At 70.8% G+C, this 25541-nt stretch carries 21 protein-coding genes and 1 pseudogene; 9 read left to right on the forward strand and 13 right to left on the reverse strand.

All coding sequences use genetic code 11. The features are described 5' to 3' along the window. The first annotated feature begins 205 nt into the window (after nt 1–205). Nucleotides 206–796: a TetR/AcrR family transcriptional regulator gene (locus tag OG598_RS11225; RefSeq protein WP_328654355.1), complete on the forward strand. Its 591-nt coding sequence runs from the start codon at nt 206–208 to the stop codon at nt 794–796. A 22-nt stretch (nt 797–818) separates the two neighbouring features. On the opposite strand, the gene OG598_RS11230 is transcribed toward OG598_RS11225, so the two are convergent. Continuing rightward, nucleotides 819–1121: a GNAT family N-acetyltransferase gene (locus OG598_RS11230; protein WP_091408758.1), complete on the reverse strand. Its 303-nt coding sequence runs from the start codon at nt 1119–1121 to the stop codon at nt 819–821. Between the two features lie 155 nt (nt 1122–1276). Here OG598_RS11230 and OG598_RS11235 point away from each other — a divergent pair, with 155 nt between their 5' ends. The 3 genes and pseudogenes from OG598_RS11235 (at nt 1277) to OG598_RS11245 (ending at nt 5506) form a co-directional block, all read left to right on the forward strand. Further along, complete coding sequence (locus tag OG598_RS11235; RefSeq protein ID WP_328654356.1) at nt 1277–1972, forward strand: DUF1223 domain-containing protein; 696 nt, start codon at nt 1277–1279, stop codon at nt 1970–1972. A gap of 40 nt (nt 1973–2012) precedes the next feature. Continuing rightward, nucleotides 2013–2366: pseudogene (locus tag OG598_RS11240) on the forward strand (MmcQ/YjbR family DNA-binding protein); the annotation flags it as partial. 272 nt (nt 2367–2638) lie between these two features. Next, complete coding sequence (locus OG598_RS11245) at nt 2639–5506, forward strand: glycosyl hydrolase (RefSeq protein WP_328654357.1); 2868 nt, start codon at nt 2639–2641, stop codon at nt 5504–5506. 98 nt (nt 5507–5604) lie between these two features. Here OG598_RS11245 and OG598_RS11250 read toward each other — a convergent pair whose 3' ends face one another. Beyond that, on the reverse strand, nt 5605–6984 hold the full coding sequence (locus OG598_RS11250) for an endo-1,4-beta-xylanase (RefSeq protein WP_328654358.1): 1380 nt from the start codon (nt 6982–6984) through the stop codon (nt 5605–5607). 340 nt (nt 6985–7324) lie between these two features. After that, nucleotides 7325–9103: a family 43 glycosylhydrolase gene (locus OG598_RS11255; protein WP_328654359.1), complete on the reverse strand. Its 1779-nt coding sequence runs from the start codon at nt 9101–9103 to the stop codon at nt 7325–7327. A gap of 691 nt (nt 9104–9794) precedes the next feature. On the opposite strand from OG598_RS11255, the gene OG598_RS11260 reads away from it, so the two are divergent. From OG598_RS11260 to OG598_RS11270, 3 genes are all read left to right on the forward strand, one after another. Beyond that, entirely contained in the window at nt 9795–12128 is a 2334-nt protein-coding gene (locus OG598_RS11260; protein ID WP_328654360.1) for a beta-L-arabinofuranosidase domain-containing protein, read from the forward strand. Nucleotides 12129–12288: 160 nt separating this feature from the next. Beyond that, entirely contained in the window at nt 12289–13227 is a 939-nt protein-coding gene (locus OG598_RS11265; protein ID WP_328654361.1) for an SMP-30/gluconolactonase/LRE family protein, read from the forward strand. Between the two features lie 131 nt (nt 13228–13358). Further along, a complete protein-coding gene (locus OG598_RS11270) occupies nt 13359–14231 on the forward strand; it encodes an endonuclease/exonuclease/phosphatase family protein (RefSeq protein ID WP_328654362.1) in 873 nt (290 codons plus the stop codon). A 43-nt stretch (nt 14232–14274) separates the two neighbouring features. On the opposite strand, the gene OG598_RS11275 is transcribed toward OG598_RS11270, so the two are convergent. Then, entirely contained in the window at nt 14275–15159 is an 885-nt protein-coding gene (locus tag OG598_RS11275; RefSeq protein ID WP_328654363.1) for an MHYT domain-containing protein, read from the reverse strand. Between the two features lie 165 nt (nt 15160–15324). Then, nucleotides 15325–18126 carry a DEAD/DEAH box helicase gene (locus OG598_RS11280; protein ID WP_328654364.1) on the reverse strand — a complete coding sequence of 934 codons (2802 nt, stop codon included), beginning with the start codon at nt 18124–18126 and terminating at the stop codon, nt 15325–15327. Nucleotides 18127–18212: 86 nt separating this feature from the next. On the opposite strand from OG598_RS11280, the gene OG598_RS11285 reads away from it, so the two are divergent. Beyond that, nucleotides 18213–18983 (forward strand): HAD family hydrolase, encoded by a 771-nt coding sequence (locus tag OG598_RS11285; RefSeq protein WP_328654365.1) that lies wholly within the window; start codon nt 18213–18215, stop codon nt 18981–18983. Between the two features lie 18 nt (nt 18984–19001). Here the strand turns inward: OG598_RS11285 and OG598_RS11290 are convergent, their stop codons facing one another. Beyond that, nucleotides 19002–19400 (reverse strand): PIN domain-containing protein, encoded by a 399-nt coding sequence (locus OG598_RS11290; RefSeq protein ID WP_238659051.1) that lies wholly within the window; start codon nt 19398–19400, stop codon nt 19002–19004. Beyond that, nucleotides 19397–19693: a hypothetical protein gene (locus tag OG598_RS11295; RefSeq protein ID WP_328654366.1), complete on the reverse strand. Its 297-nt coding sequence runs from the start codon at nt 19691–19693 to the stop codon at nt 19397–19399. The genes OG598_RS11290 and OG598_RS11295 overlap by 4 nt, the downstream gene beginning before the upstream one ends. Before the next feature lie 113 nt (nt 19694–19806). Between OG598_RS11295 and OG598_RS11300 the strand changes: the two genes are divergently transcribed. After that, the gene (locus OG598_RS11300) at nt 19807–20724 is read left to right on the forward strand and encodes an EamA family transporter (RefSeq protein WP_328654367.1); all 918 of its coding nucleotides are present in this window, start codon (nt 19807–19809) and stop codon (nt 20722–20724) included. Here the strand turns inward: OG598_RS11300 and OG598_RS11305 are convergent. The 6 genes from OG598_RS11305 to OG598_RS11330 all read right to left on the reverse strand — a co-directional run bounded on the left by OG598_RS11305 (nt 20687) and on the right by OG598_RS11330 (nt 25498). Further along, the gene (locus OG598_RS11305) at nt 20687–21610 is read right to left on the reverse strand and encodes a diacylglycerol kinase family protein (RefSeq protein ID WP_328655315.1); all 924 of its coding nucleotides are present in this window, start codon (nt 21608–21610) and stop codon (nt 20687–20689) included. The genes OG598_RS11300 and OG598_RS11305 overlap by 38 nt on opposite strands. Before the next feature lie 138 nt (nt 21611–21748). Next, the gene (tatC, locus tag OG598_RS11310; RefSeq protein WP_328654368.1) at nt 21749–22699 is read right to left on the reverse strand and encodes a twin-arginine translocase subunit TatC; all 951 of its coding nucleotides are present in this window, start codon (nt 22697–22699) and stop codon (nt 21749–21751) included. A gap of 18 nt (nt 22700–22717) precedes the next feature. Continuing rightward, the gene (gene tatA / locus OG598_RS11315) at nt 22718–23032 is read right to left on the reverse strand and encodes a Sec-independent protein translocase subunit TatA (RefSeq protein ID WP_091408718.1); all 315 of its coding nucleotides are present in this window, start codon (nt 23030–23032) and stop codon (nt 22718–22720) included. A gap of 159 nt (nt 23033–23191) precedes the next feature. Beyond that, on the reverse strand, nt 23192–23437 hold the full coding sequence (locus OG598_RS11320; protein ID WP_328654369.1) for a hypothetical protein: 246 nt from the start codon (nt 23435–23437) through the stop codon (nt 23192–23194). Nucleotides 23438–23447: 10 nt separating this feature from the next. After that, entirely contained in the window at nt 23448–24503 is a 1056-nt protein-coding gene (locus tag OG598_RS11325) for a helix-turn-helix transcriptional regulator (RefSeq protein WP_328654370.1), read from the reverse strand. Beyond that, nucleotides 24500–25498 (reverse strand): helix-turn-helix transcriptional regulator, encoded by a 999-nt coding sequence (locus OG598_RS11330; RefSeq protein ID WP_328654371.1) that lies wholly within the window; start codon nt 25496–25498, stop codon nt 24500–24502. Before OG598_RS11330 ends, OG598_RS11325 begins: the two co-directional genes overlap by 4 nt. Nucleotides 25499–25541: the final 43 nt, after the last annotated feature.

Here is a 25541-nt window from a genome sequence, read left to right on the forward strand (position 1 = left end):
GTGGTCTCCCGACGGGGCTGCGGAGGGCGGGCTCAGGCGGTGTGTCCGCCGTTGGAGTCAAGCACGGCGCCGGTGATGTACGAGGCCGCAGGGCAGGGCGATCTTGCCGGCGAGAGACGGTGTCACGGGTTGGTCCCGGTTGTTGACCGACCGGTCCACCATACGCTTGGTGGACCGACCGGTCAACAATCGCTACGCTGGTCACATGGCAAGGCCACGGCAGTTCGACGAGGAGCAGGTGATCCGCGCCGTCCGGGACCAGTTCTGGGACGCCGGCTACGCGGCGACCTCACTGGAGGACCTGGTACGCGTCAGCGGGCTGGGCAAGGGCAGCCTCTACGGGGCCTTCGGCGACAAACACCGGCTGTTCCTGCGGGCGCTGCGGGAATACACCGACACCAGCGGCGGCTACCTGCGCGAGATGCTCGCCTCCGCTCCCCGCGCCCTGGACGCGCTGCGCGCGTTCGTCATGGCGCCGGTCAACGACCCGGGTGGTGCCGCAGCCCGGCGCGGCTGCCTCATGGCCAACAGCACGTACGAACTCGCCACCAGCGACCCCGACGTCCTCGCCGAGGCGCGGCGCACCTACGAGGCGACGACCGCCCTGGTCGCCGAGAGCGTCGGGCGGGCCCAGGACGAGGGCGATCTGCCGCGCGACGTCGACCCGGTCGAGACGGCGCGCGCGCTGCTCGCCGCACAGCAGGGCCTGGTGTTCATGGGCCGGACGGGGCTGGACATCGACACCCTGACCGCCACGGCCCGCACCCTCGCCGCCAAGCTGCTACCGGACGCCTGACACCACCCGATCGGGGGCGCGATTATTTGATCTTGCGGGTGGACCGGACCACGATGCTCTCGTACTCGGGGTGCTTGACCACCCAGTCGGCGATGAACGGGCAGATCGGCACGACGGTCCGGCCCTTGCTCCGCGCGTCGTCCAGCACGGCCCGCGCCAGCGTCGACCCGACGCCCTTGCCCTCGTACGCCGGATCGACCTCGGTGTGGGTGTAGGCGATGATCGAGCCGGTCAGCTGGTAGGTGACGAACCCGACGACCGCGCCCGCCTCGTCGCGCGCCTCGAAACGCTCCCGCGCCGGCGCGTCTGTCACGGTGAACTGCACCTGACCATCCAACCACCCGGCCCGACGGCGCTCCACGCGGCCGGCAGGGGACGCGACAGCACGCGCATTGTCTCGGCCGAAACGGGAAACGCAACGCCGCCGGCCAACGGGAGTACGCGACGCCGCGGGCACACCGTGGGAGGGGACACGCCACCATGACGAATCCATCGACGGACGGCGGCTTCGCCGTCGTCGAGATGTTCACGTCCCAGGGCTGCAACAGTTGCCCTCCCGCGGAGGAGTTGCTGAGCGAGATCGAGCGCGACGCACGGGACCGGCGGCAGAACGTCTTCGCCCTCGGATTCCACGTCGACTACTGGGACGACCTGGGCTGGCCCGACCAGTTCGCCGACGCGGCGTACACCGCGCGCCAGGAGGCGTACACCCGCGCGTTCGGTACCCGAGGTCTGTACACCCCGCAGATGGTCGTCAACGGCACCGTCGAGTTCGTCGGCTCCGATCGCCGCCGGGCGGCCGCCGCGATCATGTCCGCCATGGTCCCGACCGCCGCCACACCACTGGCGCTCTCCATTGCCAACCTGGGCAATGACCGGGTGATGGTGGACTACCGGACCGAACAGCCGCCGGAGCGCGCGGTGTTGCACGTGGCGGTCGTGGAACGGGACCTGACCAGCGACATCGCCCGGGGGGAGAACGCCGGGCGGACGCTGCGGCAGGACAACGTCGTACGGGCCTTCCGGTCGGTGGGCCTGGACGCCGAGCGGGGGCAGGTGGAGCTGGCGACACCACCTGATCTCGATCCGCGAAGCGCGAGCGTGGTCGGCTACGTCCAGGAGAACGGCGAACGGGCGATCGTCGGCGCCACGGCCATCGAGCTGTCCACCGCGTAATCTCAGCCCATGCGGATGGTGCGGGGTGCGAGGCGGTTCGGTGGCTGACGCGGACGACGTACGCCGGGTGGCGTTGGCCCTGCCGCACACGGTGGAGATTCCCAGTGACGGCTTCGACTTCCGGGTGGCCGACAAGGGCTTCGTCTGGTCCTATCCGGAGCGGACACCGGGCAAGCCTCGGGTGATCCGGCTCGACATCGCGGTGCTGTTCGTCGGCGACGAGGCCGAGAAGCAGGCTCTCCTGCTCGGTGAGCCCGAGATCTTCTTCACCACGCCCGGCTACCAGGGCCTTCCCCTGGTGCTGCTGCGCCTGGCGGCGGTCGGCCTGGACCGGCTGACCGAGCTGGTGACCGACGCGTGGCGGATGCGCGTGCCGGACGCGCTGTTGAACGACGGTGCGGGCCAATCGCAGAGCGACAGTGCGGGCCAATCGCAGAGCGACAGTGCGGGCCAATCACAGAGCGACAGGGCGAGCGAACCGCTGGGCGACCATGCGGGCGCCGGCAAATAGCGACATCAGCACGCAACGGGTTGGACACATTGACGGGGATCTCGGTACTCCATTACGGTGACCGAGAGAGCGCTCTCTCACCTGACCTTCCCCCCAATTCAGACGCAAAGCGCTGGACCCGGCAAGCCGTACCCGGCGCGCGCGATGGAGGCACGATGAAACCTCCCGTCCCCCACCGCCGATGGGCCCTGGCCGCCGCCACCGCGCTGGCCCTGGTCGTCGGCGGCCTCGCCATCCCCGTCACCCCCGCGGCCGTAGCCGCACCCGTCGGCGCCGGCAGCTACACCACCACCCCGGTCGGCGCGCTTCCCAGCGGCTGCGGCGCGATGTCCAGCAACCCCCGGCAGTTCGCCACCGCCAACGCGCCCGCCGGGCCGATCCCCACCAACGACTGGTGGTCCTCGCTGCTGTGGAAGCGCACCGACTGCTCCTTCAGTGAGCCGCTGCACGCCCACCCGATCTCGTACGACACCTTCGGCGACGGGCTCGGCTTCTCCGCCAACTCCACGCCCGCCATCAGCGGCACCGCCACCGGCGTCGGTGAGTTCCACTACCCGTACGTGCAGGACATCCGGGTCGGTATGGCCGGGCTCGCCGCACCACTGGTGAAGGTCGACGGCTGGACGGACTGGACGGTCAGCCCGCACTGGAGCGACGGCACGCGCACCATGCGCGCGACCATCGGCCACGGTCTGCCCTTCGCGTACTTCCAGACCACCGGGGGGAACGCGCAGATCAGCACCGCCGGCACCCCCGACGTCTGGTCCAACAACGGCGCCACCATCGGCTTCCGGGTCAACGGCCACGACTACGTCGGGTACGCGCCCAGCGGCGCCAGCTGGACCGTGGCGTCCGGCCGGATCTCCTCCACCCTGGCCGGTCGGGGTTACTTCTCCGTCGCGCTGCTGCCGCCGACCTCCAGCGCGACCGAGCGCGCCGCGCTGGCCGCAACCTACGGTCAGTACGCGCACGCCCACGTGACCGGCACCCAGGTGTCGTACGCCTACAACCCGGCGACCAGCGGCCTGACCACCACGTACGCGTTCACCACTACCGCCCGGGAGGGCACCGCCACGCAGACAGTGGTCAGTCTCTACCCGCACCAGTGGAAGTCGCTGAGCGGCTCCACAGCGATCACGCCGACCTACCCGTCGGCGCGTGGCCGGATGAAGGTGCTCACCGGCGTCAACCAGTTCCGTACCGCCATGAAGTTCCAGGGCATCCTGCCGGAGCTGCCGGCCGTCGGCGACGGCAGCGGTGGTGACCTGTCGACGCTCACCGGGCACCTGGCCGCCACCCGCGCCAACCCGATGGACCAACGGGGCAACGACACCTACTGGACCGGAAAGGGGCTCGGCCGGGCCGCCCGGATCGCCGAGATGGCCGACCAGGTCAACGACACCACGACGCGCGACAGCGCGCTGAACGCGATCCGCAGCACGCTCACCGACTGGTTCACCGCGTCCAGCGGCAAGACCAGCCGGGTCTTCTACTACGACAACAACTGGGGCACCCTGATCGGCTACCCGGCGTCGTACGGGTCGGACCAGGAGCTCAACGACCACCACTTCCACTACGGCTACTACATCGCCGCGGCCGCGACGCTGGCGAAGTTCGACCCGGCCTGGGCGGCCACCAGCCGCTACGGCGGCATGGTCGACCTGCTGATCCGCGACGCCAACAACTACCGCCGCGGTGACACCCAGTTCCCGTACCTGCGCGACTTCGACATCTACGCCGGGCACGACTGGGCGTCCGGGCACGGCTCGTTCGGCTCCGGCAACAACCAGGAGTCCTCGTCGGAGGGGATGAACTTCGCGAGCGCCCTCATCCAGTGGGGGCAGACGACGGGCAACACCGCCATCCGCGACGCTGGCGTCTTCCTCTACACCACCCAGGCCGCCGCCATCCAGGAGTACTGGTTCGACGTCAGCGACCAGAACTTCCCCGCCGCCTTCGGGCACTCGACTGTCGGCATGGTCTGGGGTGACGGCGGCGCGTACGCCACCTGGTTCAGTGGCGAGCCGGAGATGATCCAGGGCATCAACCTGCTGCCGGTCACCGGCGGTCACCTCTACCTGGGCAACAACCCGGCGTACGTGCGGACGAACTACGCCGAACTGGTCCGCAACAACGGCGGACAACCGACGGTGTGGCAGGACATCCTCTGGCAGTTCCAGGCCCTCGGCGACCCCGACGCGGCGCTGGCGAGCCTCCGTGCGAATCCGGGCTACACCCCGGAGGAGGGCGAGAGTCGGGCGCACACGTTCCACTGGATCCGTAACCTCGCCGCCCTCGGCAACGTCGACACGACGGTGACCGGCAACCATCCGCTGTCCGCGGTCTTCTCGCGCAACGGGGCCCGCACCTACGTGGCGTCGAACCCGACGGCGACGCCGATCACCGTGACGTTCTCCAACGGCACCACGCTCGCCGTGGGCGCCGGGAAGACGGCCACCACCGGGGCGTACACCTGGAGTGGTGGCAACGCGGCCGGCGGCGTCCCCCCGACGACGCCGACGGACCCGCCGCCGACGACCGACCCGCCGACGAACCCGGGCACCCCGACGCGGTACCTGCTGCCCGGGGGCGGGTTGGGCGCCGCCGGTAGCGCGGCCACGACGGCTGTCGCGGCGGCGAACGGCAACCACGACGGTACGCCCACAAACGCCCAGGTATTCACGGCGACCGGCCTCAACCTCGCCTACGCCGGCGGGCAGACCGCGATCGATCTGTTCGTGGACGCTGGGTCGGCGGTCGGCAACGGCGTGCAGGCGAGGGTCTCCTACGACCTCACCGGCAACGGCAGTTGGGACCGGGTGGAGACGTTGCGCTACTTCGCCACCGACCCGGTCACCGGCTACGAGCACTACACGCAGAACGCCGGCCTGTCCTCGGCCACCGGCACGTTGGGCGCGCTGAGCAACGGCACGGTCCGGGTGGAAGTCTGGTCCGCGATCGGCAACAACCCGACCACGCTGGGCATCGGCAACCAGTCGGTGCTGCGGCTTCCCTACTCCTGATCGACAGGCACGGCGCGACATGACGTCGGCCGGTGCGGAGGACCAGGATCGGTCCTCCGCACCGGCCGACGTCGATTGTTCAGTCGGTCATCGGGTGATCACGAGGCGGTGCAGGTCGGCGTGACGCCGGAGGCGCTGCCGGTGCCCTGGAAGCCGAACTCGGTGACCTGGCCCGCGCCGAGCCGGCCGTTGTAGTTCACGTTGGCGAACCGCACAGCGCCGGTGGAGCCACTGGCCGTCGCGCTCCAGGTGTTGGTGACGCTGGCGCCACTCGGGAGCGTGAAGCCGACGTTCCACCCGCTCGTGCCGGTGGAGCCGGCGGTCACCTTCACTGTGGCCACGAACCCGCCGGTCCACGAGTTCAGTGACACCGATGCCGAACAACCAACCGCCGGCGGGTCCGTCGGCGGGTCGGTCGGCGGGTCCGTCGGCGGATCGGTCGGCGGGTCGGTCGGCGGGTCCGTCGGGATGGCGGGGCCGGCGTTGAGGGCGTTCAGAACGTTTGTGTACGCGGCCTTCTTGTTGCCGTTGCAGTCGAACAGCAGGGCGTTGTCGGAACCACGCCACGAGTCGCAGTCCCGCACACCCCACGTCGTGATGCCGGTGCAACGCGAGACGTTCATGCACGCGCGGGTGACGGCGCCGTAGATGTTGGCCTGGTTGCCGCCGGTCATCACGTCCAGCTCGGTGATCTGGACATCCACGCCGAGGTCGGCGAACCGCTGCAGGTTGGCCTGGTAGTCACCGGCCAGCGAGGTGCCCAGGTGCGACTGGAAGCCCACGCAGTCGATCGGCACGCCACGGGACTTGAAGTCCCGCACCATGTTGTAGATGCCCGTCGACTTCGCGTTGATCCCGTCGGTGTTGTAGTCGTTGTAACACAACTTCGCACCCGGATCCGCTGCCCGCGCCGCCCGGAACGCCGCCTCGATCCAGTCATTCCCGGTGCGTTGAAGGTTCGAGTCACGACGCGCCCCGGAGTTACCATCGGCGAACGCCTCGTTCACCACGTCCCAGGCATAGATCTTGCCCCGGAAGTGCGTCGCGACCTGGGTGACGTGGTTGATCGCCGCGTTGCGCAGCGCGCTGCCGGACATGTTCTGCGCCCAGCCCGGCTGCTGCTGGTACCACAACAGAGCGTGACCCCGCACACTCATGCCATTGGCCTGCGCGTGACTGACCAGACGATCACCACCGGTGTAGCTGAACCGGCCCTGCTGTGGCTCGGTGGCGTCCCACTTCATCTCGTTCTCGGCCACGACACTGTTGAACTCACGGTTCAAAATCGTCGTGTACGCGCTGGTCGACAGCTTGCCCGTCGCGACGGCGGCACCGAAGTAACGGCCCTTCTCGGCCGCCGAGGCCCGGAGGGTCGTGCCGGCGCTGGCCGTGGAGGTCAGCGTCATCGTCATAGCGGCGGCGAGGGCGCCGGTGACCGCGATGGTCACCGCCGCCCGCAGGGCTCTTCTGTGATTCATGCGGATTCCTTCTCTGTGGTGGTGCAGCGATGGAGACGCACGCCCGAATCTGCTCCTGCGACATGGGAGACGTCAGCAACGGTCGCCGTCGCGGCAGCGGTGCGGGGAGTCCTGACCCGACGTCCGGCATGCCCTGGGCGGACGTCGCGGGTCGAGGTGCCACAGCAGGTTCGCCCGGTGAACCACGGGTGCGGCTACCCTCAACCATCGACTGTGAGCGATAACATGCCGTTCGTCAAGTCGTAACCAACCGCGCCGGGAAACCTGTCGTTCCGCCGCAGTGGTGGGGCACGTCGCCGTGCTGCCGGAGCCGCGCCGAGCACGGCTCCGGCAGCGCCCGTCACTGGAACGAGGCGTCGTCGACGAGGAGGCTGTCGGTGCCCTCGGCCGTCTCCACGTAGAAGGCGGCGCTGGTCAGGGTGCCGGTCCACGACACTGTCGCGGTTCCGGTGAGCAGTGTCCAGCCGTTGACGTTCACCCCCACCGCCGGCGTCAGCTGGAGGTAGTTCGTCGTGCCGTTCGCGGTCAGCGACAACGTCGCCTTCGCCGACGGGGTGCCGCCCTGTGCTCGTACCCAGACGTTCGTGGTGTAGCTCTTGCCGTTGGTGAGCTTGGCGGTCACGTCCTGACTGGGGCCGTTCCAGGCGCCGGTCCGGCCGGTGATCGACAGCGATCCGCTGCCGCCGTGCGCGACAGTGGTGTTCCTGGCGAGCGTTCCGCTGCCGTGCACACCCCAGCCCGTCGTGCCGTTCTCCACGTCGCCGTTGGTGATCAGGTTGGTGGCGCTGCCGCCGCCGGTGCCGCCGAACTGCCACCAGTTGATGTTGAAGAGGTTGCCGGTGCCGCCGGCGAAGCGCAGGTAGAGATCATGGGTGCCGGTCGCTCCGCTGACCGCGCAGGTGCTGGTGGTCCAGGTCTGCCAGCCGCCGGTGCCGCCCACTGTGCAGGTGCCCACTGTCGGGCCGGTGGCGCTGTCGAGGCGTACCTCGATCCGGCCGCCGCTGGTGGCCGACGCGACCCGGGCGCTGAACGCTGTCGCACCCGCGCCGAACGCGACGCCCTTGACCTTGATGTAGTCGCCGTTCTCGATCCAACCGACGTTCATCCCGCCCTCGCTGGACGCCTCGGTCTCGATCCCCGAACCCCAGGCGATCGTCTCGGCCTCCTGTCGCACGTACGGGTTCAGCGTGCCCACCTGAGGGGCGCCGGTGTTCGTCATCGTGATCGTCGGGAACAGGCCATTGCTGGTGTAACTGAACTTCTCCACAGCGACCGAGCGGGTGTAACCACTACCACCCGGCAACGCCCCGTTGTGATAGAAGAAATACGAACCACCCTGGAAATCGATCACACCCGCGTGATTGGTGAAGCTGGCGCCCTGCCGCGGCATGATCGTTCCGCGATATGTCCACGGCCCCGTCGGCCCGGTCGCCGTGGAGTACGCAATGAACTCCGAGCAGCACTCTGCCGCGAACACGTTGTAGTACAACCCGTTGCGCTTGAACACCCACGGCCCCTCCTCGTACAGCGTCGGCCGACTCGCATTCCCGTTACGAGTACCGAACCCCGCCGTCGTGAGTGGAATGCGTGTCGCGCTGCCGGAGAACGAGATCATGTCGGGGTTCAACTTCACGTACCACAGACCCGGGTTACCCCAGTACAGATACGCCTGACCGTCATCGTCGATGAACGCGTGCGGGTCGATTTCGTTGTTGCCGACCAATGGTCGACCGAGCGCGTCGCGGAACGGCCCGGTCGGGCTGTCGGCCACCCCGACGCCGATGACCATCTGCCCGTTGGAGCGCTGGCGCACCGGCACGTACCAGTAGAACTTCCCGTTGCGCGCAACGACCTGCCCGGCCCACGCGTTGGCGTCGGCCCACGCGAACGTCGCCAGATTCATCGGCGATCCGTGATCGGTCCAGTTCACCATGTCGGCGGACGAGTACACCCGCCACTCGCGCATGGTGAAATAGGTGGAGCCATCCTCGTCATGTCCGGTGTAGAGGTAGACCCGGCCGTTGTGCACCATTGGCGCCGGGTCGGCCGTGTAGATGTTCTGGACGATGGGGTTGTCGGCCTTGGCCGTACCCGGGATGAGTGCGAGAAGACAGGCCATGCTTGCCAGCCAGGCGATGGCGCGCCTGGTCCGGCGAGTGGCCCGGGTTGCGGTTCGATCCTTCACGTTCACGATTACTCCCACAGAGAGTGCGCCGTGCGCGATGTTGACTGGGCGAGCCACCGCCGTTCCGGCGGCACTCGAACGGGCTTTGTCGTTCACTCGCGGAGCAGCACGGCCGGCGACCGTGTTAGCGCTAACAGCGTTTCCTGAATGACCCCTCCCCCACCTGACCTGGATTTTTGTGAGCCGCAGGATGACCGTCGTAACCGCATCGCAGCATTGAGGCATCGACGCTGACATCGAAGATTTACGATGCACGGTACTGAGCGACCCGAGGGGCGTCAACGGAGGGGAAGCCTCCGTGACCGTCACCCACGGTGACGCTTCGGTGTTGGCGAGCCCGGCAGATGTCCGTTCCGGACCGCTGCCGCCACCGGACCCGGCGGCCCCGCTCCAGGTCGCCCGCGGATTGGGTCGGCGAGGTGCCCCGGGGGTTGCGGGTGTGTTAACGACGAACTATGTTAGCGATCACATCGATGTGCCGCGATAAGCGCAGGGGTGGGCACCCGGCGTCCACGGCGACCCACGTCCCACCCACCACACCGCACCCGGCGTCGGCCCCCGTGCCGCCGACGACCCACCGCCGTCGATGGCGGCCCCGACGTACCCGGCCACCTGGAGGTTCCCCATGCCACCCCTGCCCCTCAGCCGTCGCCACCTGCTTCAGGCCGCCGGAGCCACCGCGGTGGTCTCCGCGACCGGCGTCGCCGTCTCCCCCGGAAGCGCGTCCGCAGCCGTCGTGCCCCCGGCCCGGGCCGACATCGGCGTCTCGGCGTACGCGTTCGACCTCGGTCAGGTGCGGCTGACCTCCGGCCGCTGGATGGACAACCAGAACCGGACGCTCAACTACCTGCGGTTCGTCGACGTAGACCGGATGCTCTACAACTTCCGCGCCAACCACCGGCTGTCCACCAACGGCGCCGCCACCAACGGGGGCTGGGACGCGCCGAACTTCCCGTTCCGGACCCACATGCAGGGCCACTTCCTGAGCGCGTGGGCGTACGCGTACGCGGTGCTGGGCGACACCACCTGCCGGGACAAGGCCAACTACATGGTCGCCGAGTTGGCCAAGTGCCAGGCCAACAACGGTGCCGCCGGATTCGGCGCGGGCTACCTCTCCGGCTTCCCGGAGTCCGACTTCACCGCGCTCGAGGCACGGACGCTGTCCAACGGCAACGTGCCCTACTACTGCATCCACAAGACCCTCGCCGGGCTGCTCGACGTCTGGCGCTACATCGGCAACACCCAGGCCCGTACGGTGCTGCTGTCCCTCGCCGGCTGGGTCGACACCCGGACCAGCCGGCTGAGCTCCAGCCAGATGCAGTCGATGCTGGGCACCGAGTTCGGGGGCATGAACGACGTGCTCGCCGACATCTACCAGCAGACCGGTGACAGCCGCTGGCTCGCCACCGCGCAGCGGTTCGACCACGCCGGCGTGTTCGACCCGCTGGCCAACAACCAGGACCAGCTCAACGGCAAGCACGCCAACACGCAGGTGCCGAAGTGGATCGGCGCGGCCCGGGAGTTCAAGGCCACCGGGACCACCCGTTACCGGAACATCGCCAGCAACGCGTGGAACATCACCGTCGGCGCGCACACCTACGCCATCGGCGGCAACAGCCAGGCGGAGCACTTCCGGCCGCCGAACGCGATCGCCGGCTACCTCACCAACGACACCTGCGAGCAGTGCAACACGTACAACATGCTCAAGCTGACCCGGGAGCTGTGGGTGCTCGACCCAAACCGGGCGGACTACTTCGACTTCTACGAGCGCGCGTTGATGAACCACCTGATCGGCGGACAGAACCCGGCCGACAGCCGCGGCCACATCACCTACTTCACCCCGCTGCGGCCGGGCGGACGTCGTGGTGTGGGCCCGGCGTGGGGTGGCGGCACCTGGAGCACCGACTACAACTCGTTCTGGTGCTGCCAGGGCACCGGCCTGGAGATCAACACGAGGTTGATGGACTCCATCTACTTCTACAACGGCAGCACGCTGACCGTGAACCTGTTCACGCCGTCGGTGCTGAACTGGACGCAGCGCGGCATCACCGTCACCCAGACCACCAGCTTCCCGGTCAGTGACACCACCACGCTGACCCTGTCCGGCTCGATGAGCGGGTCGTGGAGCATCCGGTTGCGGATCCCGTCCTGGACCAGCGGTGCGACGATCGCCGTCAACGGCACTGTGGAAAACGTCACCACCACACCGGGCAGCTACGCCACTGTCACGCGCACCTGGGCCGCGGGCGACACCATCACCGTGCGGCTGCCCATGCAGATCGCCGTCAAGGCCGCCAACGACAACGCCAACGTCGGCGCGGTCACGTACGGCCCGACGGTGCTGGCCGGCAACTACGGCAACACGGCCCTGAGCACCCTGCCCACCCTCACCGTCTCCTCGATCAGTCGGACCAGCACCAGCTCGCTCGCGTTCACCGCCAGCGCCAACGGGTCCACTGTGAACCTCGCCCCCTTCTACGACGCCCACGGCTACAACTACACGGTCTACTGGAACACCAGCGGCAGCGGCGGCCCCACCGGCAGCTACCGCCTGGTCAACGTCGGCACCGGGCTGGTCCTCGGCGTCCAGAACATGTCCACGGCCGACGGTGGTCTGGCCGTGCAGTGGAGCGACAGCGGCACCGCGGACCACAACTGGGTGGTCATCACCGACGGCAACGCGGTCCGGTTCCGCAACGTCAACAGCAGCAAGGTCCTGGGCGTGGAGAACATGTCCACCGCCGACAACGCCCGAGTCCTGCAGTGGGCCGACAACGGCACCGCCGACCACCGGTGGATCCTGGTGGACAACGGCGACGGCACCTACAAGATCCGCAACGTCAACAGCAACAAGCTGCTCGGGATCCTGAACGGGTCGACCGCCATGGGCGCGCAGGCCGTGCAGGATTCCGACAACGGCAGCGCGGACAACCGGTGGAGGCTGGTCCGCAACGCCTGACCTCCGCCCCGCCAGGCGGGCTCACCGGCGCGGTCACCCGAAGGCCGCGCCGGTGACGCCGGGCGGGCGCCCGCCAGCGGTCGTACAGTGGGGAGGGTCCTGGCCCCAGTGAACGTGGCGGACGTGTCGGCTCGTGCCGCTTCCGCCCGGAAGGAGCACAGTGAACCGCCCCCTCCGCACCACGCTCGGCGGCGCGTTGACAGCCGCCATGCTGGCCACCGTCGCCGTCGCGCCGGCGCAGGCGCACCCCGCAGGACGGCCGCCGGCCGTCCTCGCCCTCCCCGACGGATTCCAGCCCGAGGGCATCGCCACCGCCGGCCGGTACGCCTACTTCGGCTCCCGCGCCACGGGTGCCATCCAGCGCGTCGACCTGGTCACCGGCCGGGGCACGACGATCGGCGCGGCCACCGGCACGCCGTCGCTCGGCCTCAAGGTCGACCCACGTGGCCGGCTCTTCGTCTCCGGCGGCACGGCTGGCGACTCTCGCGTGCTCGACACCCGCACCGGCGAGGTGCTGGCCCGCTACCAGTTCGCCACCGCCCCGACGTTCGTCAACGACGTCGTGCTGACCCGCGACGCGGCATACTTCACCGACTCGAACCGGCCGGTGCTCTACCGGCTGCCGCTCGGTCGCCGTGGGGCGCTGCCGCCCGCCGACGCATTCACCACGATCACCCTGACCGGCGCGTACGAGCAGGTCGGCACGGGGGTGAACCTCAACGGCATCGCCACCACACCGGACGGCCGGGCGCTGATCGTCGTCCAGTCCACCACCGGCAACCTGTACCGGGTCGACCCGGCGACCGGGGCGAGCACCGTCGTGGACGTGCCGGGCCACACCTTCACCAACGGCGACGGACTTCTCCTGCTCGGCCGCACCCTCTACGTCGTGCAGAACCGCCTCAACCAGATCGCCGTGGTCCGGCTGAACCACGCCGGCACCGCCGGAACGCTCACCGGCACCATCACCGATCCGAACTTCGACGTACCCACCACAGTGGCCAAGGCGTTGGGCCGGCTCTACCTGCCCAACGCCCGGTTCACCACACCGCCGACACCCACCACGCCGTACACGGCCGTCGCGGTCCGCACCCACTGAGCGACCCGAGGGGGTACGCGCCGCGCGTGCCCCCTCGGCCCACCGCTCTGGACCTGAATCACCGATTCGGCCGCCAGTAGGATCACTGGCACCTCGGCGATGACTGTCGCCCCGTGCACCCCGGAGTCCGTGTGGCCGCCCGTCCGTACCGGTTCCTGCGCCGAACCCTGGCTGTGGGCTGCCTACTCGCCGCCGCCGCGCTCCCGGCCACCCGGCAGGCCGCATCGCCGGTCGCGCCCACCGACGCCGCGCAGCCCACGGTCCTACGAATGCTCCAGCTGAACCTCTGCAACAGTGGCCGCGCCGGCTGCTACACCGGCCGAGCGATGGGCAGGGCCGCCGAGGTGATCAGGACCGAGACACCCGACCTGGTCACCCTCAACGAGATCTGTGCCGGTGACCTGTCCGCCCTGCACGGCGTCTTTCAGACCATCCACAGTGGGCGGACCGTCGTGGCCGCGTTCCAGGCCGCCGGCGACCGCCCGAGCGGCGACGACACCCGGTGTCGCAACGGCCAACGGTTCGGCATCGGGCTGCTGACCCACGTGCGGACGCCGGCCACCCCGCGCACCGTGCACGCCGGAATTCACCCGACGCAGGACCTCGCAGATCCCGAGGAACGAGCCTGGCTCTGCGTCAACGTCGACGGCGCCCTGCTCGCCTGCACCACGCACCTGTCGGCCACCGGCTACCGCGTCGCGCTCACCCAGTGCGAGCACCTGATCGACACCATCCTGCCGACGATCGGCCGCAACGCCGGGTACGAGCCCACAGTGCTGGGCGGCGACCTCAACCTGCGCTCCGGCCATGACCCCGACGTACGTTCCTGCACCCCGACGGGCCACCAGCGGGTCGACGACGGCCGACTGCAACACGTCACGGCGACCACCGACATCACGCTCTGCTGTCGCAGACTGGTGCCCATGCACGGGACGACCGACCACCCCGGGCTGCTGGTCACCCTCACGATCGACCGGAGCCGACCCGGCCGGCCGCCGGCCTGATCCGCCTCCTCAGCGGGCGCGGACGACGCGTGGCCGGCCGGCGTCAGCGCGGCGGCGTGTCCCGGCGGGACGGGAAAGGAGTACCGGGCTGGCCGAGGGTGGAGCGGGCGCGCAAGCCGACCGGGTCGGGAGCAGCGGTGGGCGCCGGGGCCGCCGGCTCCGAGAGCCGCCGCGCGTCCAGGTACGCGGTGGCGGCCCGGTCGTCGTCGGTCGGAGCGGCGAGCAGGGCGTAGAGCAGCCCGACGACCCCGAAGACCACCGCCAGCACGATCGGCACGAGCAGGGTGCTCACCCCGGCGCCGGTCACCTCACCCGCGCGTTCGTGGCGGTGCACCGACAGGGCGCTCATTCCGGTGAAGTGCATCCCGTTGACGGCGATCCCCATGACCAGCGCGGAGGCGAAGATCGCCAACCCCCGCCGGACGGTCATCGCGAGCCACAGCGCGACGGTGGACGCCACCACGGCGATGACCACCGAGAGCACGACCCGGACCGTGTCGTAGCCGAGACTGCCGTTGAGGCGCATGGCGGCCATGCCGGTGTAGTGCATGGAGGCCACGCCGGCGCCGGTGAAGATACCGCCGGCGATCAGGCGTACCGGATTCAGCCGGCCGGTGCCCACGATGGCCAGGCCGATACCGACCGCCACCACGGCGATGGCCGTGCTGGCCGCGGTCAGCGGCACGTCGTAGCGGATCCGGGTGTTCTCGACGGCGAAGCCGAGCATGGCCATGAAGTGCATCGCCCAGATGGCGGTGCCGCCCAGCGCCCAGGCCGACAGCAGACCCCACCACGCCCGCTGGCCGTTGGTGCGGGCCGTGCGGATGCGCCCGGCGCAGACCAGACCGAGGATCGAACCGAGCACGGACAGCGCGTAGCTCAGCGCGGGCGTGATCCAACCGTACTCAAAGTGATTGATCTCCGCCACGGCGGCTTTCTCCCCATTCGTTACCGACGCGTCAACAAGACGCCTCGGCAATGATCAGGGGTGCTGTGATCAGGCGCAACAGTGCCCCCCGGGCTATCCGAGGGGTGCCGTCACGGTGACCGTCCGCTGCGTCGATTCACCGACGATAATGACTGAGCGTGATTGTCACGCTGACGTGTGGTACGCGAGAACACCTCGATTGACTGCCGCTATAGCCTGTCGAGCCGTCGACCGCAGCTCCGTTGTGGCACCGCCGGAGTCGGCAATCTGACCCAGCAGGTCGACGACCTGTCGGGCCCACCGGACGAAGTCACCGGCGGGCATCTCGCCATCGATTTCGTGACCGCTGCCGAGCACCTTCGCCAGCGCCTCGCCCCGGGCCCACCGGTAGACGGGCCAGGCGAAACCGAGATCCGGCTCCCGGGTCGCCGTCAGCCCTCGCGCGGCCTCGTCGGCCTCGATCTCCCCCCACAGCTTCAGCGTCTCGTCCACCGCGTCGGCCACCGGCCCGCGCGGCAGCGACGCCCGCTCGTCGACATCGCGGCGCGCCTCGAACACCACCACTGACACCGCGGCGGCCAGCTCGGACGGGGACAACCCGTTCCACACCCCCCGGCGCAGGCACTCGGCGACCAGCAGGTCCGCCTCGGTCCAGATCCGGCCCAACATCCGACCGGCGTCGGTGACGGCGCCGTCGCGGGCGAGGTAGCCACGCTCGGTCAGCAGCGCCACGATCCGGTCGAACGTTCGCGCGAGGGACCCCGTACGACCACTGACGCGCTCCCGCAGCTCCTCGGTGTCGCGCTCCAGCCGTCGACGCCGCTCCGCCCAGCGGGCGTGCTCCTCCCGCTCCGGGCAGGCGTGGCAGGGATGGTGACGCAGCTCGGTGCGGAGCTGGGTGATCTGGTGGTCCTCGCCGGTCACCTGCCGGGAACGGCCCCCGCGTCGGCCACCGTGCCGATCCAGGCCGGTGCCGCTGACCTCGGCGGCGAGATCCCGCCGGGCGCCCGGGGACCGGTGGTTGAAGTGCTTGGGCACCCGGATCCGGGCCAACACCTCGGCCGGAGTGGTGAAGTCGCCGGGGCTGACCCGCCCGGCCCACCGGTCCTGGGTGAGCACCAGCGGCCGGGGCTCACCGAACCCACCGGTCGCCGGGTCCAGCACCACGGCCAGCCCGGCCCGCCGGCCCGACGGCACCCGGATCACGTCGCCGACCCGCAGCCGCTCCAACGAGGCCACCGCGGCGGCCTTGCGCTGGGTCTGCCCCTGCCGGGCGATCGCCTTCTCCCGGTCGGCGATCGCCACCCGCAGCGCGAAGTACTCGTCGAAGTCGCCGTGATGGCAGGCGGCCTCCGCGCCGTACGCCTCGATGGTCTCGGTGTTGCGCTGCACCTGCCGGGCCAGGCCGACCACCGACCGGTCCGCCTGGAACTGGGCGAACGAGGACTCCAGCAGGGCCCGAGCCGGCTCCGCGCCGACAGTGCCGACCAGGTTCACCGCCATGTTGTACGACGGCCGGAAGCTGGAGCGCAGCGGGTAGGTGCGGGTGGACGCGAGCCCGGCCACCTGCCGCGGGTCGGTCTCCGGGGACCACACCACCACGGCGTGCCCCTCCACGTCGATGCCTCGACGGCCGGCGCGCCCGGTGAGCTGGGTGTACTCCCCCGGCGTCAGGTCGACGTGCGCCTCGCCGTTGTACTTGACCAGCCGTTCCAGCACCACGCAGCGGGCCGGCATGTTGATGCCCAACGCCAGCGTCTCGGTGGCGAAGACCGCCTTGACGAGACCGCGGACGAACAACTCCTCGACGATCTCCTTGAACACCGGCAGCATGCCGGCGTGGTGGGCGGCCAGGCCGCGTTCCAGGCCGTCCAGCCACTCCCAGTAGCCCAGGACCGACAGGTCCTCACCGGGAATGGCGGTGACCCGGGACTCGACGACGCGGCGGATCTCGGCCCGCTCCTCCGCCGAGGTGAGCCGCAGCCCGGCGGCGAGACACTGCTGCACGGCGGCGGCGCAACCGGCCCGGCTGAAGATGAACAGGATCGCCGGTAGCAGACCCTCCCGGTCCAGTCGGTCGACGATGTCCGGGCGCAACGGGCCACGCCAGCGCGGGCCGCGCCGGCCGGCACCGGGCCCGGCGCTGCGCCCCTCACCCAACTCCAGCCGCCGCGCGGTCTCCCGGGTGTAGCGCAGCAGCTCCGGGTGCACGTCGTGCTTGCGGGCGGCGTCGGCGTCGTGGAACAGGTCGAACATCCGCTTGCCGACCAGCATGTGCTGCCACAACGGCACCGGCCGGTGCTCGCTGACCACCACTGCGGTCTCGCCGCGCACGGTCACCAGCCAGTCGGCGAACTCCTCGGCGTTGGAGACGGTCGCCGACAACGAGACCAGGGTGACGGAGGCGGGCAGGTGAATGATCACCTCTTCCCAGACCCCACCGCGGAACCGGTCGGCCAGGTAGTGCACCTCGTCCATCACCACGTACGCGAGGCCCTGGAGGGTGCTGGAGCCCGCGTAGAGCATGTTGCGCAGCACCTCGGTGGTCATCACCACCACCGGCGCGTCGCCGTTGATCGCGTTGTCGCCGGTCAGCAGGCCGACCTGCTCGGCGCCGTACCGGGCGACCAGGTCGTGGTACTTCTGGTTGGACAGCGCCTTGATCGGAGTGGTGTAGAAGCACTTGCGCCGCGCCGGTGGGGTCGCCGCGTCGACGTCGGGCACCGGGTCGTCGGGCCGCCCCCGCAACGCCAGGTGGACGGCGAACTCCCCGACCACCGTCTTACCGGCGCCGGTGGGAGCGCAGACCAGCACACCGCTGCCCCGCTCCAGCGACTGACACGCCTCCCGCTGGAAGTCGTCGAGGTCGAACCCCAACTCGAGGGCGAACTCGTCCAGCGCCGGAAACTGTGCGGCTTGTGCGGCCTTGCGGCGCGCCGCTGCGTACCGCTCGGCGGGGCTCGACATGGCACCAAGATTAGTGCGTGCCGAGTCATGTCACCCCACAAGGCCGTCCGGAGGCACGGTCGGGGGCGGTCGGTAGGGTGCACGGCGTGCCGGACCATGCCGAACCGCCCCAGACCAGTCCGCCGGGCACCGCTGAGGCGCCCGCCGCCCGCCGGGCGTCCCGACGCCCTGTCAAGGCGGTGCTCTTCGACTTCCACGGCACCCTGGCCCAGGTGGAGGACCCCCAGCGGTGGGTGCTGGAGGCCGCTGCGGCGTGCGGCGTCACCCTGGACCCGGTCCGCGCCACCTCGCTGGCCGACCGACTGCTGACCGCCGGCCGCGCCGGCGGGCCACTGCCGGCACGGGTGCCGCCCCGACTCGCCGAACTGTGGGCCGACCGGGACCTCTACCAACACGCCCACCGGGGCGCGTACACCGGGCTGGCCGAGACCGTCGACGCCGGCATCGACGGCTTCGCCGACGCGCTCTACGAGCGGCTGCTGACCACCGAGGGCTGGCTGCCGTACGCCGACACCGCCCCCACGCTGACCGCGCTGCGCGACGCCGGGGTGCCGGTGGCGGTGGTCAGCAACATCGGCTTCGACCTGCGGCCACACTTCGACACCTGGGGGCTGACCGACCTGATCGGCGCGTTCGTGCTCTCCTACGAGGTGGGGCGCTGCAAGCCCGACCCGGCGATCTTCTGGCGTGCCTGCGGCATGCTGGGCGTCGACCCGGAGCAGACCCTGATGGTCGGTGACACCCCGGCGGACGCGGGCGCGGTGGCCGCCGGCTGCTCGGTGCTGGTGCTCCCGGCAGCCGAGCCGGGCCGGGAGAACGGGCTGGGCGCTGTGCTCGACCTCGCTTTACCAGGCTGACCTGCGGTTCGTGTGCCGTCAGTCGGGAATGTGAATCACCGGTAGCTCGCCATCGCCGTACCGGTCCTCCCCGGTGAGGATCGAGGCGTCGTGTTCGAGGACGGCCAGCGCTGTGCTGGCCAGATCGGCACGGCCCGTCACCGTCCGCCAGAAGCTGAGTTCGTGCCAGGAGTGCCCCTCCGTCGAGAGCACCTCGCAGGCGTCCAGGTTCAACAGCCGGTGCAGGGTCGCCCGCTCCTTCGGGTCGCTGACGATCGCCAGCGCCTCCGCCGCGGTCACTGCGGTGACGCCAAACCTGTTGCGGTCCTGGATGACTTCGTGCAGCGGTTCCCCGACATGCACCGACCCCGCCAGGTACGCCAGCAGTGCCGACCGGTCCAGCACGAGCCGGACCGGTCGGTCGTCCTCGGGGCTCACGCCGCCGGCTGTTCGACCGTGCCGGCGGCGGCGTCCAGCGCGTGCTGGCGGGCCCGCTCGCGAAGGGCGCTGCGGCGCGCCGGCGACCAGTCGGCCTCCACGGCAGCCCGGCGGGCGCGCGCCTCGGCCACGCCCTGCTCGCTGATCGGGATGCCCTGGTGAGCCAGCTCCGCATCCAGGGCGTCCAGCCGCATCCGGTCACGGACGGCCTGGGTGATGTAGGCGCTAGCGTTGGACTCGCGCTCCAGGCGCTCAGCCACATCGGGTGGCACGGAGATTGATAGTTTCCGCATCGCGCTCGTCATACCAGGGACCGTACGCCGGTAGCACCACGTTGGCGAACACTTGCGGCCGTGTCGGCGGGTGGACACCGCCGCAGGTTGGCCAGGGCGGACGGCCTACCGTCGTGCCCGTGACCGAGATCCTGCTGCCCACGACGGCGCCGGCCGACACGCCACCAGCCCGGCGCGGTGGCGTCGCCGCCGTGGGGCTGGTGCTCGGCGGGGCCCTGTCGGTGCAGTTCGGCTCCGCGGTGGCCGCGTTGCTCTTCCCGCGTACCGGGGTGGCCGGCGCGGTGACCCTACGGCTGACCATCTCGGCGGTGCTGCTGCTCGTGGTGTGCCGGCCCCGGCTGCGCGGACACGACCGGTCGGCCTGGCTCGCGGCCGGGGCGTTCGGGCTGGCGCTGGCCGGCATGAACTCGCTGTTCTACCAGGCCATCGAACGCATCCCGCTGGGCCCGGCGGTGACCCTGGAGGTGCTCGGCCCCCTCGCCCTGTCGGTGTTCTCCGCCCGCCGGCTGGCCAGCTGGGGCTGGGCGGGTCTCGCACTGGCCGGGGTGGCGCTGCTCGGGCAGGGCGGCTTCGACAGGCTGGACCCGGTCGGGGTGGCCTTCGCGTTCGGCGCGGGCGCCATGTGGGCCGCGTACATCGTGCTGAGCGCCCGGGTCGGCGGCCGCTTCCCCGGCGCGGACGGGCTGGCCCTGGCGTTGGCCGTCGCCGCGCTTGTCACCCTGCCGCTGGGCATCGTCGACGGCGGCGCGGTGCTGCTCGACCCGCCGGTGCTGGCGCTCGGCACCGCCCTCGCGGTGCTCGCCTCCGGGCTGCCCTACACCCTGGAGCTGCTGGCCCTACGGCGGATGCCCACCGCCACCTTCGCGGTGCTGATGAGCCTCGGCCCGGCCGTCGCCACGCTCGCCGGGTGGCTGGTGCTGCGGCAGGCGCTGACAGTGCTGGAATGCGCCGCCATCGTGCTGGTCATCGCCGCCAGCATCGGCGCGGTACGGGTCAACGCAGCAGCCGCAGGGCGCCCGGAACCGCGCTGATCGTCACCGGCGGCCTCAGGGAGCGTTCCCCGTCGGCGTACGAGGTGATGCCCTCGGCGGCCAACTCCACTGTGCGGGCCCGGAAACTGCGCACCAGCGGGTGGCTGACGTGGGTGCCCCGGTAGATGCGCGGCTTCACCCGGACGAGGGTCCGCCGGTTGACCCGACCCGCCACCACCACGTCGAGCAGTCCGTCGGTCGGGTCCGCGTCGGGGCAGATCCGCATCCCACCGCCGTACGTGGGGCAGTTGCCCACCGCCACCAGCACCGCGTCCAGGTCGTGCGGCACGCCGTCGAGGCGCAGCGTGTAGCGGCGTGGGCGCAGCCGGGCCAACTCGACCAGGATCGCCAGGTCGTACCGGCGCGGGCCGCGCGGCCAGCGCATCCGGTTGGCCCGCTCGTTGACGATCGCGTCGAACCCGGCCGCGAGGACAGCCCCGTACCAGCGCTCGACGCCGTCGGCCCCGACCATCCGGGCCAGGTCGACCGGTTGACTGCGGCCGTCACGCACCGCCTCGGCGATCACCGCCGCCGCAGCGAGGGGGTCGGCCGGGAAGCCGGTGTCCAGGGCGAAGTCGTTGCCGGTGCCGGCCGGGATCGGGCCGAACGGCACGGCGGTGCCGGCGACCGCCTGCAACGCCCGGTGCACCGTGCCGTCCCCACCGACCGCCACCAACGCGCCAGCGCCGTCGGCGACGGCGGCCCGGCACGCCGTCTCCGCCTCGGCGGGGCTGGACGCCGGCAGCAACCGGATCGGCCGTCCGGCGGCGGCCAGGCCGTCCAGCAGCCGGGGCAGCAGCGCGCGGTGCCGTCCACGACCGGCGGTCGGGTTGGCGAGCACGGCGACCGGGCCGGGCAGGTGATCGTCTGCGGTCACGGGCAGCACCGTACCGGTCGGACACCCGCCGTTCACCAGGGGCACACGCCGTCACCCTCGGTTCCGCCGCCGACGCGCGAGGTGACGCGACGACGCCGCCCCCGGTAGACGGGGACGGCGTCGGTGGGACCGGGCGGCGCGGGGCCGTCAGGTCATGTCGTCGTAGCGGCGTTCGATCGGCGCCGGTGGGGCGACCGGTTCGGGTACGCCGATCGGCGCCGTCGAGTCGACCCGCTGCCCGGCCACTACCGGGTCCGCGTCGAACTCCAACGGCGACACCTCGTCGTCGTCGATGCCGGCGTAGATCTCCTTGCCGCGCCCACGCCGCCGGTCGTTGAGGAACGCGATGCCCACCGCGCCGAAGTAGAGCGCGGAGAGGCAGATCGCCAACGCCGTCATCCCGAACGGGTCCGGGGTCGGAGTGACCACGGCGGAGAACGCGAAGAACACGAAGATCGCCACGCGCCACCAGCTGAGCAACCGCTTCGCGCTGGCGATGCCCACGAAATTGAGCATCAGCACGACGAGCGGGAACTCGAACGCCACACCGAACAACAGGATCAGGTTGGTGACGAAGGAGATGTACTTGGTGATCTCCAGAGTCGTGCTGATCTCGCTGTCCGAGATGCTGAGCAGGAACTCCAGACCCTTGGCCGTGACGAAGTACGCCAGCACCGCACCGGCCGCGAACAGCGGCGCGGCGAGGGCGGTGAAGAAGTACGCGTAGCGCCGCTCGTGCCGGTGCAGGCCGGGCGCGATGAACGCCCAGAGCTGGTACAGCCAGATCGGCGCGGCAATGATCAACCCGACCCAGAGCGCGACCTTCAGGTTGAGCAGGAACAGGTCGGCCGGGCCGAGCTGCACGAACTGACACTTGCCGTCGACATACTTGGCCTGCGGCAGGTCACAGTAGGGCTGCTGGAGCAGGTGCAGCACCGGCTTGGCCAACCAGAAACCGAAGCCGAACCCGATCAGGATCGCCACGGACGCGCGAAACAGACGATTACGTAGCTCACGGACGTGCTCGATGAGCGTCATCGACCCGTCGGCGGCCCGCTCGAACGCCTTTGGGCCGCGTTTACGCAGTGCGAAGGCCACGGGAGTGGGGCCCTTCGGTCAGTTGTCGCGGACGCGGTGCACCGGGTCGACGACCGGCTGCTGCGGCGGCGCCTGCTGGTACGGGGCCTGCTGCGGCTGACCAGCGTACGGCGCCTGCTGCCCGGCGTGCGGCGGCAGCGGCTGGTAGCCGGCCTGCGCGTCGGCCTTCTCGGCGAGGTCACGGTCGTCTTCCTGCAGGCTCTTGGTCTCGGCCTTGATGATCCGCAGCGACCGACCCAGCGAACGGGCCGCGTCGGGGAGCCGCTTCGCACCGAAGAGCAGGATCAGCACAACCACGAGAACAGCGATGTGCCACGGCTTGAGGGCACCCATGAGAAGCTCCAGTCGCTCTGTGTCCGGGGGGTGGTACGCAGCCCATCGTACGTGCGGATCGGCTGCCCGCCACCCACTGGGTGGTGGTGGTCCGGGCGGGAGGGTGAAGTCTTGACCAACCCGCGATGATCCGTCAACCACCGCCGGGTGCGTACCCGATCAGCCGCGCTTGGCCTTGATCACCGCGAGTCGCTGGGAGGTGGTGTCGAGCCGACGTTGGACCTCCTCGGCACGCTGTTGCAGCGCCTCGGCGGTTTCCCGCAGCGCCTCGGCCTCGGCGGCCCGCCGCTGCAACGCCACGGCGGCGCGGCGCAGCCGGGGCAGCCGGGCCAGCACCGGGCGCGCGGCCAACGCGAGCGCCACGAGGGGTAGCAGCACCACCGCGAGCACGATCCAGATCAGCACGGCGGTCAGCCTACTGGGTGCGGCCAGCCACCGCCGGGTCACCCGACGCCGCGCGCTCCGGGTCGACCTCGGGCGGCCGGGGCACGGCCGTGGGCGCTGGCACGGCGTACGCGTCCAGCGCGGCGGCCGCCGTCGCCCTCACCTGCTCGGCCAACTCGACCGGGGCGACCACCGTCACCTCCGGGCCGAGGCCCAGCACGAACCGGCGGGCCCACAGCAGGTCGGTGACCCGCAGGGAGACGAGCCACTGGTCGCCGTCGCCGGCCTCCACCCGCTCGCACGGGTAGTACTCGGTGATCCACCGCTCGCCCCGACCGATGCGCAGGGTGATCAACGGCAGGTCGGCCGAGGGGCGGAACACGCCCTCGGTGAGGTCGTGCGGGACGGCCTGCGGCGGCACCGTGGCCGGCTCGTCCAGCTCGGTGACCGCGTCGATGCGGTCGGCGCGGAACAGCCGGACGGCCTCCGCACGCCGACACCACGCCTCCACGTACGCCCGGCCACCGACCATGAGCATCCGCAGCGGGTCGATGACGCGTTCGGTGGTCTCGTCCCGGGCAGCCGTGTAGTAGGTGATCCGCAGGGCCTTGCCGCCCTCAACGGCGGCGCGCAGCGCCTCGACCCGCGGGGTGTCCCCGGGCAACCGGACCGCCACCGGCGCGCCCACCAGGTCGCCCGCGGCCTCGATCTTGGCGAGGGCCCGTTCGACGGCCTCCCGGTTGGCCACCCCGGGCGTCTCGGCCAACATCCGCAGCGCCACCACCAGTGCCAGGGCCTCGTCGGGGGTCAGCCGCAACGGCCGGTCGATGCCGGCGTCGTAGGTGATGGTCACCCGGTCACCGTCGAACGCCATGTCGATCAGGTCACCGGGGCCGTACCCGGGGAGCCCGCACACCCAGAGCAGCTCCAGGTCCTCCCGGAGCTGGCGCTCGGTGACGCCCAGGTCACCGGCCGCCTCGGCGATCTCGATGCCGGGCCGGGCCAGCAGGTAGGGCACCAGGTTGAGCAGTCGGGCCAGCCGGTCGGCGGACGCGCGGGAACCGTTGCGGGCGGCCGGGCGGGTCACCGGGCACCTCCGCTGACGGCCAGCTCGTCGCTGCGCACGGCGATCTCCTTGAGTCGTTGGATGACCGCCTCGCGGACCTCCGGTGGGTCGAGGACCCGCACGTCCGGGCCGTAGCCGACGAGATGACCGGCCAGCCCGTCCGGGTCGGCGTACGGCAGGACCAGCCGGTCGCCGTCCGGCCCGGCGGTCACCTCCACCGCCCAACGGCGCAGCCCGGCGGCCCGCCCGGGCGCGGCCAGCACCGTGGCCCGACCGGTGCGCTCCACCGGGCCCGACCAGCGGGCCACGTGGCTGATCAGGTCGACGTTGGCCGGCGGCTCGTACGCGCCGGGGGCGCCGGTCACCCGGACCGCGCCGACGACCCGGGACAGCCGGAAGCAGCGGGTCGCCTCCCGGTCCTGGTCGTGGCCGACCACGTACCACCGGCCGCGCCAGCAGACCACGCCCCACGGTTGCAGCCGCCGCCGGCTGGGCGCGTCGCGGTCGGGCACCCGGTAGTCGAAGCCCACCTCGCGGCGGTCCCGAGCGGCGGCGGTCAGCGGCGCGAACGCCGGGTCGACGGTGACCATCGGCTCCAGGCCGAGGGTCGCCTGCGGGTCCACGTCCACCCCGGCGGCACGCAGCTTGGCCAGCCCCGACGACGCGGCGGCGGCCAACCCGGCGTGCTGCCACAGGCGGGCGGCGATGCCGACCGCTGCGGCCTCGTCCGGTTCGAGGAGGATGTCGGGCAGCGCGTATTCGCGGTGGGCGATCCGGTAGCCGGGCTCGGCGTCGAAGGCGCTCGCCGTGCCGGTCTCCAGTGGCACACCCAGCTCACGCAGCTCGGCCTTGTCCCGTTCGAACTTGCGCTGGAACGCCTCGTGGTCGCGCGCGTCGTCCGGATCGTGCTCGTAACCGGGCACGGTCGCGGCGATCTGCGCGGCGGTCAGGAACCGTCGCGTGGACAGCAGGCAGATCACCAGGTTGACCAGGCGTTCGGTGCGGGTCCGCGACACGCGGTAGACGCTAGCAGCCGACCCGCCCACACCGTGCACCCAC

This window comes from Micromonospora sp. NBC_00330 (assembly GCF_036136635.1).
GTDB lineage: Bacteria > Actinomycetota > Actinomycetes > Mycobacteriales > Micromonosporaceae > Micromonospora > Micromonospora salmantinae.

Coding starts and splice junctions, on each gene's coding strand:
- OG598_RS11245 (WP_328654357.1), top strand. CDS start 2,639: ATGAAACCTCCCGTCCCCCACCGCCGATGGGCCCTGGCCGCCGCCACC.
- tatA (WP_091408718.1), bottom strand. CDS start 23,032: ATGGGTGCCCTCAAGCCGTGGCACATCGCTGTTCTCGTGGTTGTGCTG.
- OG598_RS11255 (WP_328654359.1), bottom strand. CDS start 9,103: ATGGCCTGTCTTCTCGCACTCATCCCGGGTACGGCCAAGGCCGACAAC.
- OG598_RS11235 (WP_328654356.1), top strand. CDS start 1,277: ATGACGAATCCATCGACGGACGGCGGCTTCGCCGTCGTCGAGATGTTC.
- OG598_RS11225 (WP_328654355.1), top strand. CDS start 206: ATGGCAAGGCCACGGCAGTTCGACGAGGAGCAGGTGATCCGCGCCGTC.
- OG598_RS11280 (WP_328654364.1), bottom strand. CDS start 18,126: ATGTCGAGCCCCGCCGAGCGGTACGCAGCGGCGCGCCGCAAGGCCGCA.
- OG598_RS11250 (WP_328654358.1), bottom strand. CDS start 6,984: ATGAATCACAGAAGAGCCCTGCGGGCGGCGGTGACCATCGCGGTCACC.
- OG598_RS11295 (WP_328654366.1), bottom strand. CDS start 19,693: ATGCGGAAACTATCAATCTCCGTGCCACCCGATGTGGCTGAGCGCCTG.
- OG598_RS11260 (WP_328654360.1), top strand. CDS start 9,795: ATGCCACCCCTGCCCCTCAGCCGTCGCCACCTGCTTCAGGCCGCCGGA.